Raw genomic sequence first — 13,765 nt, forward strand, 5'->3', positions numbered from 1 at the left:
GCGAGCCTGCTCGCGATGGCGGTGTATCAGTCACATCAAAGTTGACTGACCCGGCGCCATCGTGAGCAGGCTCGCTCCCACAGTGGTTGTGTGTAGGTTTTTAGATCCGCAACCCGCCATCCATCTCCAGGATCCGACCGGTGTAATAGTCGTTCTCGAAGATGTACGCCGCCGAATGGGCGATCTCCTCGGGTTTGCCCATGCGCTTGAGCGGGATGCCAGAGGTCATTTTTTCCAGGGCTTCGGGTTTCATGCCCAGGGTCATTTCGGTTTCGATGAAGCCCGGCGCGATGCCGGCGACACGGATGCCGTAGCGTGCCAGTTCCTTGGCCCAGGTCACGGTGGCGGCCGCCACGCCGGCCTTGGCCGCCGAATAGTTGGTCTGGCCGACGTTGCCGGCGCGCGAGATCGACGAAATGTTGATGATCGCGCCGCTGTTCTTCAGCTCGACCATTTTCGCTGCCACTTCGCGGGTACACAGGAAGACACCCGTGAGGTTGACGTCGATCACCGCCTGCCACTGGGCCAGGCTCATTTTGCTCATTTCGCCGTCCTTGACCTTGAGCAGCAAGCCGTCGCGCAGGATCCCGGCGTTGTTGATCAAGCCGTGGATCGCGCCGAAGTCCTCGGCGACCCGGGCGACCATGTCGCTCACTTGCTCCTCATTGGCGACGTTGCACAGATAAGCCCGGGCCTCGACACCCTTGGCCACGCAGGCTGCAACCGCCTGGTCGAGTTTTTCCTGATTGAGGTCCACCAGGGCGAGCTTGGCGCCTTTGCCGGCGAAATACTCGGCCATGGAGCGGCCCAGACCCTGGCAACCGCCGGTGATAATGATTACTTTGTCGGTGAGTTGCATTGGCATGTCCAGATTGCAGAGCGGTTGGAGGATGTCCTTTTACTGGCCTCTCGATCTGCGACGGCGTAGCCCGGTTGCACACGAGAACTGCCTAAAGGCGCGCTGGTACTTTGCTCCAGTCGCCTGACCGTTTCCAGACGGATTTGATCAAAGGAGTCATAAATTGAGCGTTGAAGCTGCCAAGCATGCACGAGAATTGCTGCTCAAGGAATACCGTGGAGTGCTCTCCACCCATTCCAAATCCATGCCCGGTTTCCCGTTCGGCTCCGTGGTGCCATATTGCCTGGACGACCAAGGCCGTCCACTGATCCTGATCAGCCGTATCGCCCAACACACCCACAACCTGCAAAAAGACCCCAAGTGTTCAATGCTCGTAGGTGAGCGGGGGGCCGAGGATGTGCAGGCCGTAGGGCGCCTGACTTATCTGGCCGAGGCGCGCAAGCTGGAAGACAACCTCGCCATCGACGCCGCCGCTGAGCGTTACTACCGTTATTTCCCGGAGTCGCAGAACTACCACAAGGCCCATGACTTCGATTTCTGGGTGCTCAACCCGGTGCGTCATCGTTACATCGGTGGCTTTGGGGCCATTCACTGGATCGACCAGATCACCTTGGCCAACCCCTTCGCCGGCAAGGCCGAAGCCAGCATGATCGACCACATGAATGCCGACCATGCCAAGGCCATCGCGCATTACGTCGAGCTGGCCGGTCTGCCCGCCACCGAACCTGCGCAACTGGCCGGTATCGACAGCGAAGGCATGCACTTGCGGATCGGTCAGGCCCTGTACTGGCTGGCGTTTCCAGCGCCTTGCAATACGCCGACACAAGTGCGCGAAGCCTTGGTTTATCTGGCTCACGCCGAGCAATGGCCAAAAAATGCTGAGGCTGACGCTTGAATTCACGAAAGGGCGACGTCATTTAGGGTTTGATAGCAAGGCATTCTTGCGTTGAGGAACCTTTTGATGCGCCCTTTTTTGTTGCTCTTTCTGCTGTTCCCGGTGTTGGAGCTGTTCGTATTCGTCAAGGTCAGCGGGGCGATCGGGTTTTTCCCGGCACTGCTGCTGGTCATTCTCGGCTCGATGCTCGGCGTGTTCGTGCTGCGCATCGCCGGCCTCGCCACGGCTCTGCGTGCCCGTGAAAGCCTTAACCGCGGCGAGCTGCCTGCCCAGACCATGCTCGAAGGCCTGATGCTGGCCTTGGGTGGCGGTCTGTTGATCCTGCCTGGCTTCATCAGCGATGTGCTGGGCCTGGTCATGCTGCTGCCGTTCACCCGTCGGTTGCTGGCCAATAAAATGCGCCAGCGTGCCGAAGAACAGGCGATTCGCCAGCGAGCCTTCGCCGACGACCTTCAGCCCCGTGGCGGGCCGACTCCACGAGAACCTGTGGGCCGCGAACCGGATGTGATCGAAGGCGAGTTCGAGCACCGCGATCCCAAGTAAAACCAGCGACACGGCACCTTCGGGTGCCGTGTTCGTTTTCGGTTTCGTGAAGTAAAAAATTTTCTACCCGACCCTTGAAATCGGCTTGTACGCCCTTATGTATGGGTCACCGCAAGGTTTCCGGTGGCGACACTGGACAGACTTCCGCGGTTCGCTTGACGAACCGCATCCGGCTCCGCCGGCTTTTGTTAAACCCGCCGGGACTACACCGGCCGATGAAAACCAAAATTAGGAGAGATCGACAATGAAGCTTCGTCCTCTGCATGACCGCGTCGTCATCCGTCGCAGCGAAGAAGAGAAGAAAACCGCTGGCGGTATCGTCCTGCCAGGTTCGGCTGCTGAAAAAGCCAACCACGGTGAAGTTCTCGCTGTAGGCCCAGGCAAGGCTCTGGAAAACGGTGAAGTACGTGCGCTGGCCGTGAAAGTGGGTGACAAGGTTGTGTTCGGCCCTTACTCCGGCAGCAACACAGTGAAAGTCGACGGCGAAGACCTGCTGGTGATGAGCGAGAACGAAATCCTCGCTGTCCTGGAAGACTGATTCCCCCGCTCATTTTCCCGTTACTACAAAGTATTTAAGGAATATCGATCATGGCTGCTAAAGAAGTTAAATTCGGCGATTCCGCCCGCAAGAAAATGCTCGCCGGTGTCAACGTCCTGGCTGACGCAGTAAAAGCGACCCTGGGCCCTAAAGGCCGTAACGTGATCATCGAGAAGAGCTTCGGCGCTCCGACCATCACCAAGGACGGCGTTTCCGTAGCCAAGGAAATCGAGCTCAAAGACCGCTTTGAAAACATGGGCGCGCAACTGGTCAAAGACGTTGCCTCCCGTGCCAACGATGATGCTGGTGACGGCACCACCACCGCGACCGTACTGGCTCAATCGATCGTCAACGAAGGCCTCAAGGCTGTCGCTGCCGGCATGAACCCGATGGACCTCAAGCGCGGCATCGACAAGGCGACCATCGCCATCGTCAAAGAGCTTAAAGCCCTGTCCAAGCCATGCGCTGATACCAAGGCTATCGCTCAGGTCGGCACCATCTCGGCCAACTCCGACAACTCCATCGGCGACATCATTGCCGAAGCCATGGAAAAAGTCGGTAAAGAAGGCGTGATCACCGTTGAAGAAGGCTCGGGCCTGGAAAACGAACTGTCGGTTGTTGAAGGCATGCAGTTCGACCGTGGCTACCTGTCGCCGTACTTCGTCAACAAGCCGGACACCATGGTTGCCGAGCTTGAGAGCCCGCTGATCCTGCTGGTCGACAAGAAAATCTCCAACATCCGCGAAATGCTGCCAGTGCTGGAAGCCGTTGCCAAAGCCGGCCGCCCACTGCTGATCGTGGCTGAAGACGTTGAAGGCGAAGCCCTGGCGACTCTGGTTGTGAACAACATGCGCGGTATCGTTAAAGTCGCTGCCGTCAAGGCACCTGGCTTCGGCGACCGTCGCAAGGCCATGCTGCAGGACATCGCCGTACTGACCGGCGGTACCGTTATCTCCGAAGAGATCGGCCTGAGCCTGGAAAGCACCACCCTGGAGCACCTGGGTAACGCCAAGCGCGTGATCCTGTCCAAGGAAAACACCACCGTGATCGACGGTGCTGGCGTCGAGGCTGATATCCAGGCTCGCGTTACTCAGATCCGCGCACAAGTGGCCGACACTTCGTCCGACTACGACCGTGAAAAACTGCAAGAGCGTCTGGCCAAGCTGTCGGGCGGCGTTGCAGTGATCAAGGTTGGCGCCGGTTCCGAAGTTGAAATGAAAGAGAAGAAAGCCCGCGTTGAAGACGCCCTGCACGCAACCCGCGCAGCCGTCGAAGAAGGCGTGGTACCTGGCGGCGGCGTGGCACTGGTTCGTGCCCTGCAGGCCATCAGCGAGCTCAAAGGCGACAACGATGACCAGAACGTGGGCATCCAGTTGCTGCGTCGCGCTGTTGAAGCTCCACTGCGCCAGATCGTTGCCAACTCCGGTGACGAGCCAAGCGTTGTGGTCGACAAGGTCAAGCAGGGTTCGGGTAACTACGGTTACAACGCTGCGACCGGCGAATACGGCGACATGATCGAAATGGGTATCCTGGACCCAGCCAAAGTGACTCGTTCGGCTCTGCAAGCGGCTTCGTCGATTGCCAGCCTGATGATCACCACCGAGGCGATGATCGCTGAAATCAAGGAAGACGCTCCAGCTGGCGGCGGTATGCCAGACATGGGCGGCATGGGTGGCATGGGCGGCATGATGTAAGCCAGCCTTACCCCTGTACTGAAAAACCCCGTCTGCGAAAGCAGGCGGGGTTTTTTAATGCCTCGGGTTTACCCCGCTCATTGAAATTGCACCAATCCCTGTGGGAGCGAGCCTGCTCGCGATAGCGGTGTAACAGTCACCCTCAATGTTGCTGATCCGACGCTATCGCGAGCAGGCTCGCTCCCACATTCAGATTGGTGTTCAAGCATTGACGGGTTGGGTTGTCGCCGCTCGCTTCGCTGTAGAGGCCGGCCGGTACAGCACGTAGTAATAACACCCCAGGCAAATCAGCCAACAGAACACCGCTGTCCACGCATTATGGGAAAAGAAATGCGCCCCTTGCATCATGCGGCTCACGGAGAACAGCGTTCCCAGAGAGGCAGCGAATATGAAGGCCAGGCGGGCCAGGCGAGGGCGGCGGTCGCGCAGTACGAAGAACAACGCGAACAGCGTAAACCCGGTGGCAGCGTGACCACCGGGCCAGCATCGGCCGGGTTTGTCAGTTGCCGGGCGTGGGCTCAGTAGTTCGCTGTAGGTTTGCTTGCCTCCGAACTCCTTCAGGCTCCAGGGGCATTGCACTGCCGTTACGGCTTTCATCGGCGTGACGAATGAAGTAGCCAGCGCCAGGGAGAGCACCAGGCAACCCAGTTCGCGTTTGAACGGTTTGAGTCGGGTGAGGAAGAACGTGCAGATGAACCCGAGAATCGACAGCACAGAAAACGCGATGACCACCTGTTTGGCCCGGTCATGCAGAATGTCTTCCAGAAAAAAACTGTGCCGACCGATGAACCCGTCGGCTGGGTCATAGAACAGCCTGGCCAGATCCATGTCCAGCGTGGTCAGTTCCAGCAGCACCAGGATCACCGCGATTGCAGCGGGCAGGCCCAGGGCGACCCGGAAATTCAGCGGCCTGGAGGCGGGACGGGTGGTGGTGGAAACCATGGCAGTACCTTTGGTGGAGTGTTCTTGAGCAGCGCGTTGCGCGCAGTCTGGTCCGGGCACCGTGGGTGAGGCGTGAATGCCGGGTGAAAAACTCGTCAATGTCCGGGCAATCCACGCGCGACCCTTGCGGGAGCGGGCTTGCTCGCTACGACCGCCGATACAACCCTAGCCGTGATTCACACTTGGCCTTAAGCTGCGCGGGCCACGATGACCGTCCACGTGCGCAGAGGAGATGCCCATGCGAATTCTGTTGGTTGAAGACAACCGTGACATCCTGGCCAATCTGGCCGATTACCTGGGGCTCAAAGGCTATACCGTCGATTGTGCCCAGGATGGTTTGTCGGGGTTACACCTGGCCGCGACCGAGCACTATGACCTGATCGTGCTCGACATCATGCTGCCGGGCATCGACGGCTACACCTTGTGCAAGCGCCTGCGCGAGGACGCCCGACGTGATACACCGGTGATCATGCTCACCGCCCGGGATCAACTGGACGATCGCCTGCAAGGGTTCAAGTCCGGCGCCGATGATTACCTGGTCAAACCTTTTGCCTTGTCGGAGCTGGCGGCGCGGATCGAAGCGGTCATGCGTCGGGCCCAGGGCGGCGGGCGGCGCGCCTTGCAGGTCGGTGACCTGAGTTACGACCTCGATACCCTGGAAGTCACCCGCGAAGGCAAACTGCTGAAGCTCAACCCTGTAGGCCTGAAGCTGCTGGCGGTCTTGATGCAGAAAAGCCCCCACGTGCTGCGCCGGGAAATCCTCGAAGAAGCCTTGTGGGGCGATGATTGCCCGGACAGCGACAGTCTGCGCAGCCATGTTCACCAATTACGTCAGGTGATCGACAAACCGTTCGACAAACCGCTGTTGCACACCGTGCATGGCGTGGGTTATCGCCTGGCCGAGGGCCGAGATGGAGTTTAAGCAGAGCCTTGCCCAACGGATCATCATCGCCTTTGCGCTGATGAGCGCGTTGGTCGCCGGGGCATTCGCCATGGGCATCGTGGCGACGGTTCACTTGGTGGAAGAAAGGCTGATTTCCGCCGGGCTTGGGGGTGACCTGCAACGCCTGCTGCTGATGGACAGCGTTTCGGACTGGAGTCATCGTCCGGAACCTGATCAGTTGTTCTATTTCAGTGGCGGCCCGGGTGACTTCGATTTGCCCAAGGATCTGCGTCACCTGGATCGCGGTTTCCACGAGGTCTTTCGCGCGCAATTGTCGTATCACGCCATGGTCGAGATTGTTGACGGTCGACACTACGTGCTACTGCAGGACCAGAGCGATTTCGAAGAGCGCGAACGGGTGCTGTTCGCCGTGGTGCTGGTGGGCTTCGTGCTCAGCCTGGCACTGGCGGTGTTCCTGGGTTGGGTCCTGGCTCGCCGGGTGATGGCGCCGGTCGTGCGTCTGGCCCGGCAAGTGCGCCATCGCGACCAGCTCCTCGGGCTGGCCCCGCCGCTGGCCCCTGACTATGCCGCCGATGAAGTGGGTGAGCTGGCCGTGGCGTTCGACGCTACGCTGGGGCGACTGCGCCAGGCCCTGACGCGTGAACGGTTGTTCACCAGCGACGTAAGCCATGAGCTACGCACGCCGTTGATGGTCCTGGCCAGCTCCTGTGAGCTGTTGCTGGAGAACCCGGCCCTGGATCAGCGCGGTCGCAAACAGGTCGAGCGGATCAGTCGGGCCAGTGAAGAAATGCGCGAGCTGGTGCAAACCTTCCTGATGCTCGCCAGGACCCAGCGCGAAGACAGCGGCATGTCGCCCCGGTTGACGCTAGGGCAGGTGGCCGAGGACCTCGTTGGGCTGTGGCGTGCGCCGATCGAAGCCAAGGGCCTGACCCTGATCTTCGAGCCGGGACAAACCGCCGACACCCCGTATAACGCCACGTTCCTGACCGCCGTCATGGGCAACTTGCTGCGCAACGCCTTGCACTACACCGATCAGGGCTTCATTCGCCTCACGCTGTCCCCGACCGGCTTCGTGGTCGAGGACAGTGGCGTGGGCATTCCCGAAGAAAAACGCGAGGCGATGTTCGAACCGTTCGTGCGAGGTAACGAAAAGCGCGGCGAAGGGCTTGGGTTGGGGCTTTCATTGGTCCAGCGGATTTGCGAGAACCAGGGCTGGACCGTGAGCCTCAGCACCATGGAGCCCAATGGCTGTCATTTTGAGGTTGAGTTGCATCCTCGCAACTGAGCACGGCGCTAAGGCCTGCATGTTGGACATATCCTGAAAACCCTCGAGTGCCTGCATGATGAAGTTTTCACAAAGGGATGACTTGGCGTGCACATGTCCATCCCTAACGTGGGAGCCATTACCTCATGGAGGCTCCCGTCAATGTCCAACCCTATCAAGCTCGACTTTTCCGAAAAATATGACGAAAAGCACGCCCACCAATACCTGCATAAACACCAGGCCGGTCTGAGCCGGCGTCTTTCCCACCGCCGTGATGAACAACTGGCACGCATGGCTTTGGCGTTGGCAGGTGACCCTGGCCTGGTGCTGGACTTGCCGTGTGGTGCCGGGCGTTTATGGCCTGTGCTGGCCGAAAAACCGAACCGGGTGATCATCGGTGCGGACAATTCCACAGCCATGCTCAAGACTGCGTTGAACGCTCAACCCGCCGATGTCGTAAAACGGGTACAACCCTTGCACGCTTCTGCGTTCGACATTGCCTTGCCTGATAACGCCGTCGACAGCATTTTTTGCATGCGCCTGCTCCACCACATCGGTGAACCTGCGCATCGACTGGCGATTCTGCGGGAATTCGAACGTGTCACTCGTGATAGCGTGATCGTTTCATTGTGGGTCGATGGAAATTTCAAGGCCTGGAGACGTAAGCGTCTGGAGCACACGCGTGGGCAGAAAGGCTACCAGAATCGATTTGTGTTACCGGCCGCTACAGTCGAGGGTGAATTTCGACAGGCTGGTTTCCGCATTCAGGAACGACTGGACTTCCTGCCGCTCTATGCCATGTGGCGAGTTTATGTATTACGCAAGAGGTAACAGCATGGTTGTGGCAGTAGAGACAACTGCGGTCCCCCGCTGCGGCTTCGAACACTTCTGGAATCAGCAGGGTGAATGGGTGGAACAACCCAATGTGCGTCGTGGTGGTGAAAGCGGAGTGCAGCGGATCAACAACGGCGGCGATCTGCTCTATGCCAAGCGTCAGACAGGGCATATTTACCGTAGCTGGTTGCATCCGTTTGGCCGCCCAACCGTGTTACGTGAGCAAGATGCCCTGCTGGCATTGAGCCGACTCGACGTCAGTGTTCCAAAGGTCATCTTCTGTGGCGCACAGCGGGACCCGATTCACAAGTGGCGTGCGCTGCTTGTGACTCATGCGCTGGACGGTTTCGTGGAGTTGGATCACTGGTATGCCGCAGGCGGGCGCGAGCGTCATGGCGAAGCGGGGCATGACCGAATTCTCCAGGCATTGGCAGAGAACCTGGCTCGCATGCATAAGGGGCGTTGGCAGCATGGCTGCCTCTATATCAAGCATGTATTTGTGCGCGTGACTGGAGAGGGTGAGTCCGCTCGAGCCGAAGTGGCCTTGCTGGATTTGGAAAAGTCCCGTCAACGTCTGACTTCCTGGACCGCAGCGTCCCATGACATGAAACAACTGCGACGCCATTCGTCGTTCAGTGATTCAGAATGGGAAAAACTCGTCTACTTTTACAAAGCGGCGTTTGGCAGCGCTATCAAAGGTTTATAGCGATGAAATTAGAAATTGCTAGAGGTTTATTTCTCGTAGGAGCCCTGGCAGTTACTTCTATGGCGGTGGCGGTATGGGAGCAGCCCCGTTCGCAGATCCTCAGTGCTTCCCACCCGGACGCGCACTGCCCTTTGCCACGTGTGGCCAAGGCCAGCGAGGCGATCCGGCCGGACGACGATCTGTTGCTGTTCATGTTCAGTCTTTCCCAAGGCATGAGGCCCCAGAGTTGATGGACAGAGAGCCCAAACAAAGGCCTCGCATATGCGAGGCCTTTGTTTTTGGCGATTGCAGCCTTCGGCAGCGCCTACAGGGCCAGTGGTCGCGCGTTAGGTTTTGTCCGGCTTGGCCAGCAACGTATACACGCAGGGCAATACGAACAGTGTGAACAACGTGCCAATCGACATCCCGGTGGCGATCACCAAGCCGATGTCGAAGCGGCTCACCGCCCCGGCCCCGGTAGCGAGGATCAATGGCACCATGCCAAATACCGTCGCCGCGGTGGTCATCAGTACGGGACGCAAACGAATCGATGCGGCTTGCTCCACGGCCTCCCGTGGGGTTAGCCCCTGTTCCCTGCGCAGCTGGTTGGTGAACTCAACGATCAGGATCCCGTGCTTGCTGATCAGGCCGATCAGCGTCACCAGTCCTACCTGGGTGTAAATGTTCATGCTCGACCAGCCGAGGAACAGCGGAATCAAGGCGCCGCAAATCGACAGCGGTACCGTCACCAGAATCACCAGCGGGTCCCGGAAGCTTTCGAACTGGGCGGCCAACACCAGGAAGATGATCGCCAGCGCCAGGGCAAAGGTGACCCACAGCGCGCTGCCTTCCTGAACGAACTGTCGCGACGCCCCTGCGTAGTCGAAAGCGAACCCTACCGGAGCCTCTTCTTGGGCAATCTGGCGGACCGTCTCGATGGCCTCGCCCATACTCACGATGGGAAAACCCGAAATCGTCACCGCGTTGAGTTGCTGGAACTGATTCAACTGCCGTGGTCGCGCCCGATCGCTGACTTTGATCAGCGTCGACAGCGGCAGCAATTCACCCTGGGTATTTTTTACGTAGTAGTTGTTCAACCAGTCCGGATTGTCCCGGAACGGCCGTTCGACCTGGGCGATGACCTTGTAGCTGCGCCCTTCGATGGTAAAACGGTTGATCTCGGCTTCACCCAGCAGGGTGGCGAGTGTGCCGCCCAGGTCTTGCATCGAGACGCCCATCTGGGCGGCCTTGGCACGATCGATGTCCACGACGACTTCGGGTTTGTCGAAAGCCAGGTCAACGTCCATGAAAGCGAACTTGCCGGATTCCAGTGCGCGCTTTTTGACCCGCTCGGCAATCTGCAACAGCGTTGCGTAGTCCTTGGGCGAGTTGATGACGAACGCAAATGGCAAGCCTTCGCCGGTGCCAGGCAGGGAGGGCAGGTTGAAACCGAATATTTGCAGGCCGGGGATGTTCTCCAGCTTGGCCTGGACTTCAGGCAGGATTTCCATCTGGGTGCGGCTGCGTTCGTTCCAGGGTTTGAGCAGGAAGCCGCCGATGCCCGATTGCACGCCGTTGTATCCGTTGATCTGGAACGAGGAGTAGTACTCCGGGAACTCCTTGAAGATGGTGATGAAATGATCGGTGTAGGTGTTCAGGTAGTCGAGGTTGGTCGGCTGCGGGGCATTGGCCATCATGAAGATGATGCCCTGGTCTTCATCGGGGGCCAGCTCGGACTTGGTGAACATGATCAGCACCGGAATCAGCAGCAGCACGATCACCGCGAACACCAACACCACAGGCCGGGTATTGAGCATGCCGTGAAGCATGCGCTGGTAGCGGTTTTTAAGACGTTCGAAAACCACGTCCAGTCTATGCGCCAGTCCCGAGGGGTTCTCTTCGTGACGCAGCAGCATGGCGCACATCATGGGCGAGAGGGTCAGTGCGACGATCCCGGAAATGACCACCGCGCCGGCGAGCGTCAGCGCGAACTCCTTGAACAGCGCCCCCGTGAGCCCCTCCAGCAGACCGATCGGCGCGTACACCGCCGCCAGCGTGATGGTCATCGAGATCACCGGCATAGCGATCTCCCGGGCACCTTCAATTGCAGCGTCGAATGGGCTTTTGCCTTCCTCGATGTGCCGGTGGATGTTTTCCACCACCACGATCGCGTCGTCCACCACCAGACCAATTGCCAGCACCATGGCGAGCAGGGTCAGCAGATTCATCGAGTAGCCCATCAACTGCATGAAGAACATCACGCCAATCATCGACAGCGGGATGGTCACCACCGGGATGGCCACCGAACGCAGGGCGCCCAAGAACAGGAACACCACGACGATGACAATCAGCACCGCCTCGAAGAGGGTTTTGACCACCTCGTCGATGGAAGCCTGGATGAACAGGGTGGCGTCGTAGGCGATCTCGGCCTTGAGGTTGGCCGGCAGTTGGGCCTCCAGATCCGGCATGATCCTGCGCACTTCCTTGATCACGTCCAGCGGGTTCGCGCCGGGGGTGGCCTTGATGCCGATGTACACCGAGGGCGTGCCACCGAAGGAACTGATGGTGTCGTAGTTCTCGGCGCCCATCTCCACCCGGGCCACATCGCGCAACAGCACGCGGCTGTCGCCATCGGTCTTGAGCGGAATCGCCGCGAAGGCCTCGGCGGACTTGAGTTCGGTGTTGGCGTTGATACTGGTGACCACGTATTCGCCTTTCACCTCACCGGCGGCCGAGAGGAAGTTGTACTGGCGCACGGCATCGGTCACGTCGGCGGCGGTGAGGCCGAAACCGGCCAGCTTGACCGGATCCAGCCACAGGCGCATGGCGAAGACCTGGTTGCCGAGGATCTCCGCTTCGGCCATGCCCGGCAATGTCGCCAGCTTGGGCTGGACCACCCGTGACAGGTAGTCGGTGATCTGCGGGTTGTTCAGTTCCTTACTGAAAAAACTGATGTACATCAGTGCCGAGGCATCGGCGGCCTCGCGGCTGAGCACCGGATCTTCAGCGTCCTGGGGCAGTTGGTTCTTGACCTCGTTGGCCTTGGCCAGCAGCTCGGTAAAAAGCCGGTCGCTGTTGGAGCCGATGCGGGCGTAGACCGATATCACCGAGAAATTCTGACGGCTGACCGAGGTCATGTAGTCGATGCCCTCGGCGCTGGCCAGACTCTGTTGCATCGGCTGGGTGATATAGCCCTGGATGGTCTCGGCGTTGGCCCCGGGGTAGGCGGTGGTCACCGTGATCAGGGCGTTCTCCATCTGCGGGTACTGGCGCAGGGGCAGCTTGCTCCAGGCCTGGAAACCCAGCAGCACGATCAACAGGCTGACCACGGTGGCGAGCACCGGACGGCGGATGAACGGATCAGTAAAAGCCATGAGGGTTCCTTGATCAGTCCGCAGGGGGCGGGCTGTTCTGTTCGGTCAGGGTCTTGTCGTCGCTGATGGCGATGGGCGTGCCGTTATCCAGTTTGATCTGGCCGGCGATCACGACCTGTTCGCCGCTCTGCACGCCTTTGGAAACCAGCACGAGCCCGTCGCGTCGCTCACCGGTTTCGACGAATCGCCGTTCGGCGATCAGGATCGGCTGGCCCTTGTCATCTTTCTCGACGGTGCCGTCGTCGGCTTTCTTCTGCGTCACGACGTACATGGAGTTGCCGTAGAGGGTGTAGGTCACGGCGCTTTCCGGCACGACGATGGCGTTGGCCTTGTCCGGCAAGATCACCTGCAGGCTGGCGAACATGCCGGGCAACAGCCTGCCGTCGGGGTTGCCCAGGGTAGCGCGTACCAGCACGTTGCGAGTGCTGTCTTCGATCTTGGGGTTGATCGCGCTGATGGCGCCGACGAAGGTCTGGCCGGGATAGGCCGAGACACTGACGTTGACTGCCTGGCCGACCGCGAGCTTGGGTACCGCTTGCTCGGGGAGGTAGAAATCCACATACAGGCTGCTCAGGTCCTGCAGGGTGGCGATCACCGTGCCGCTGGCCAGATAGTCGCCGACGTCCACCTGGCGAATGCCGATGGTGCCGCTGAACGGCGCAACGATGTGTTTCTTGGCCAGCGAAGCCTTGAGCTGGTTGACCGTGGCCTGGTTCTTTTTCAACTGCGCCGCGAGCCGGTCGAATTCGCCCTTGGAGATCGCCTGGCTGCCCACCAGTTGCCGACCCCGGCCAAAATCCAGTTGCGACAGGTTAAGGTCGGCCACGGCGGTTTCCAGCAGCGCGCTTTCGACGTCACTGTCCAGTTGCACCAGTGGCTGGCCGGCCTTGACCTTTTGCCCCGACTGGAACTGCACCTTCTGCACCGTCCCGGCAATTTCCAGGCTCAGGTCTACGCCTTGCAGTGCGGTGAGGCTGCCGACGGTGGGCAGGCGGGTTTGCCAAGGCTGCTCGACAGCCGTGGCCACGGCGACGCTGACCGGCGGTTTGGGGGCAGAAAACATCTGGATCTGCTGGTAAACGGAGAAACCCTTGTAGCCGGCCAGTAGCAATACCACCAGCAGGACAACACCCAACATGATCAGCATGCGGCGTCGCAGCATGTTCCACTTCCTTGGAAATAAGCCGAGAGAAAATACAGACAGGCGGGCACATTACTCCGAGTACGCGACCG

The 13,765-nt window shown here is 59.6% G+C and carries 13 protein-coding genes; 9 read left to right on the top strand and 4 right to left on the bottom strand.

Annotated elements, in window-relative coordinates:
* Positions 1 to 100: 100 nt before the first annotated feature.
* The gene (locus tag MKS85_RS15935) at positions 101 to 859 is read right to left on the bottom strand and encodes an SDR family oxidoreductase (protein WP_047227004.1); all 759 of its coding nucleotides are present in this window, start codon (positions 857 to 859) and stop codon (positions 101 to 103) included.
* Positions 860 to 1,022: 163 nt separating this feature from the next.
* Between MKS85_RS15935 and MKS85_RS15940 the strand changes: the two genes are divergently transcribed.
* From MKS85_RS15940 to groL, 4 genes are all read left to right on the top strand, one after another.
* Complete coding sequence (locus MKS85_RS15940) at positions 1,023 to 1,754, top strand: HugZ family protein (RefSeq protein WP_076383714.1); 732 nt, start codon at positions 1,023 to 1,025, stop codon at positions 1,752 to 1,754.
* Between the two features lie 66 nt (positions 1,755 to 1,820).
* Entirely contained in the window at positions 1,821 to 2,297 is a 477-nt protein-coding gene (locus MKS85_RS15945) for an FxsA family protein (RefSeq protein ID WP_092393136.1), read from the top strand.
* A gap of 244 nt (positions 2,298 to 2,541) precedes the next feature.
* Positions 2,542 to 2,835 carry a co-chaperone GroES gene (locus MKS85_RS15950; RefSeq protein ID WP_047227001.1) on the top strand — a complete coding sequence of 98 codons (294 nt, stop codon included), beginning with the start codon at positions 2,542 to 2,544 and terminating at the stop codon, positions 2,833 to 2,835.
* Between the two features lie 50 nt (positions 2,836 to 2,885).
* Positions 2,886 to 4,529, top strand: coding sequence for a chaperonin GroEL (groL, locus tag MKS85_RS15955; protein ID WP_047227000.1), 1,644 nt, complete (start codon positions 2,886 to 2,888; stop codon positions 4,527 to 4,529).
* A 201-nt stretch (positions 4,530 to 4,730) separates the two neighbouring features.
* Here groL and MKS85_RS15960 read toward each other — a convergent pair whose 3' ends face one another.
* Positions 4,731 to 5,471, bottom strand: coding sequence for a phosphatase PAP2 family protein (locus MKS85_RS15960; protein WP_139049324.1), 741 nt, complete (start codon positions 5,469 to 5,471; stop codon positions 4,731 to 4,733).
* A 238-nt stretch (positions 5,472 to 5,709) separates the two neighbouring features.
* On the opposite strand from MKS85_RS15960, the gene colR reads away from it, so the two are divergent.
* From colR to MKS85_RS15985, 5 genes are all read left to right on the top strand, one after another.
* Positions 5,710 to 6,393: a two-component system response regulator ColR gene (colR, locus tag MKS85_RS15965; protein WP_047226998.1), complete on the top strand. Its 684-nt coding sequence runs from the start codon at positions 5,710 to 5,712 to the stop codon at positions 6,391 to 6,393.
* Positions 6,383 to 7,660 (top strand): HAMP domain-containing sensor histidine kinase, encoded by a 1,278-nt coding sequence (locus tag MKS85_RS15970; RefSeq protein ID WP_139049325.1) that lies wholly within the window; start codon positions 6,383 to 6,385, stop codon positions 7,658 to 7,660. Before colR ends, MKS85_RS15970 begins: the two co-directional genes overlap by 11 nt.
* A gap of 141 nt (positions 7,661 to 7,801) precedes the next feature.
* The gene (locus tag MKS85_RS15975; RefSeq protein WP_139049326.1) at positions 7,802 to 8,470 is read left to right on the top strand and encodes a class I SAM-dependent methyltransferase; all 669 of its coding nucleotides are present in this window, start codon (positions 7,802 to 7,804) and stop codon (positions 8,468 to 8,470) included.
* 4 nt (positions 8,471 to 8,474) lie between these two features.
* Entirely contained in the window at positions 8,475 to 9,179 is a 705-nt protein-coding gene (locus MKS85_RS15980; protein WP_188251993.1) for a lipopolysaccharide kinase InaA family protein, read from the top strand.
* A gap of 2 nt (positions 9,180 to 9,181) precedes the next feature.
* Positions 9,182 to 9,409: a hypothetical protein gene (locus MKS85_RS15985; protein ID WP_076383717.1), complete on the top strand. Its 228-nt coding sequence runs from the start codon at positions 9,182 to 9,184 to the stop codon at positions 9,407 to 9,409.
* A 96-nt stretch (positions 9,410 to 9,505) separates the two neighbouring features.
* Here the strand turns inward: MKS85_RS15985 and MKS85_RS15990 are convergent, their stop codons facing one another.
* Entirely contained in the window at positions 9,506 to 12,532 is a 3,027-nt protein-coding gene (locus MKS85_RS15990; RefSeq protein ID WP_188251992.1) for a multidrug efflux RND transporter permease subunit, read from the bottom strand.
* Positions 12,533 to 12,545: 13 nt separating this feature from the next.
* Positions 12,546 to 13,694 carry an efflux RND transporter periplasmic adaptor subunit gene (locus MKS85_RS15995; protein ID WP_047226992.1) on the bottom strand — a complete coding sequence of 383 codons (1,149 nt, stop codon included), beginning with the start codon at positions 13,692 to 13,694 and terminating at the stop codon, positions 12,546 to 12,548.
* Positions 13,695 to 13,765 lie beyond the last annotated feature (71 nt).

Source organism: Pseudomonas sp. JL2, assembly GCF_031570495.1.
In the GTDB taxonomy this organism is placed as follows: Bacteria; Pseudomonadota; Gammaproteobacteria; order Pseudomonadales; family Pseudomonadaceae; genus Aquipseudomonas; species Aquipseudomonas rhizophila.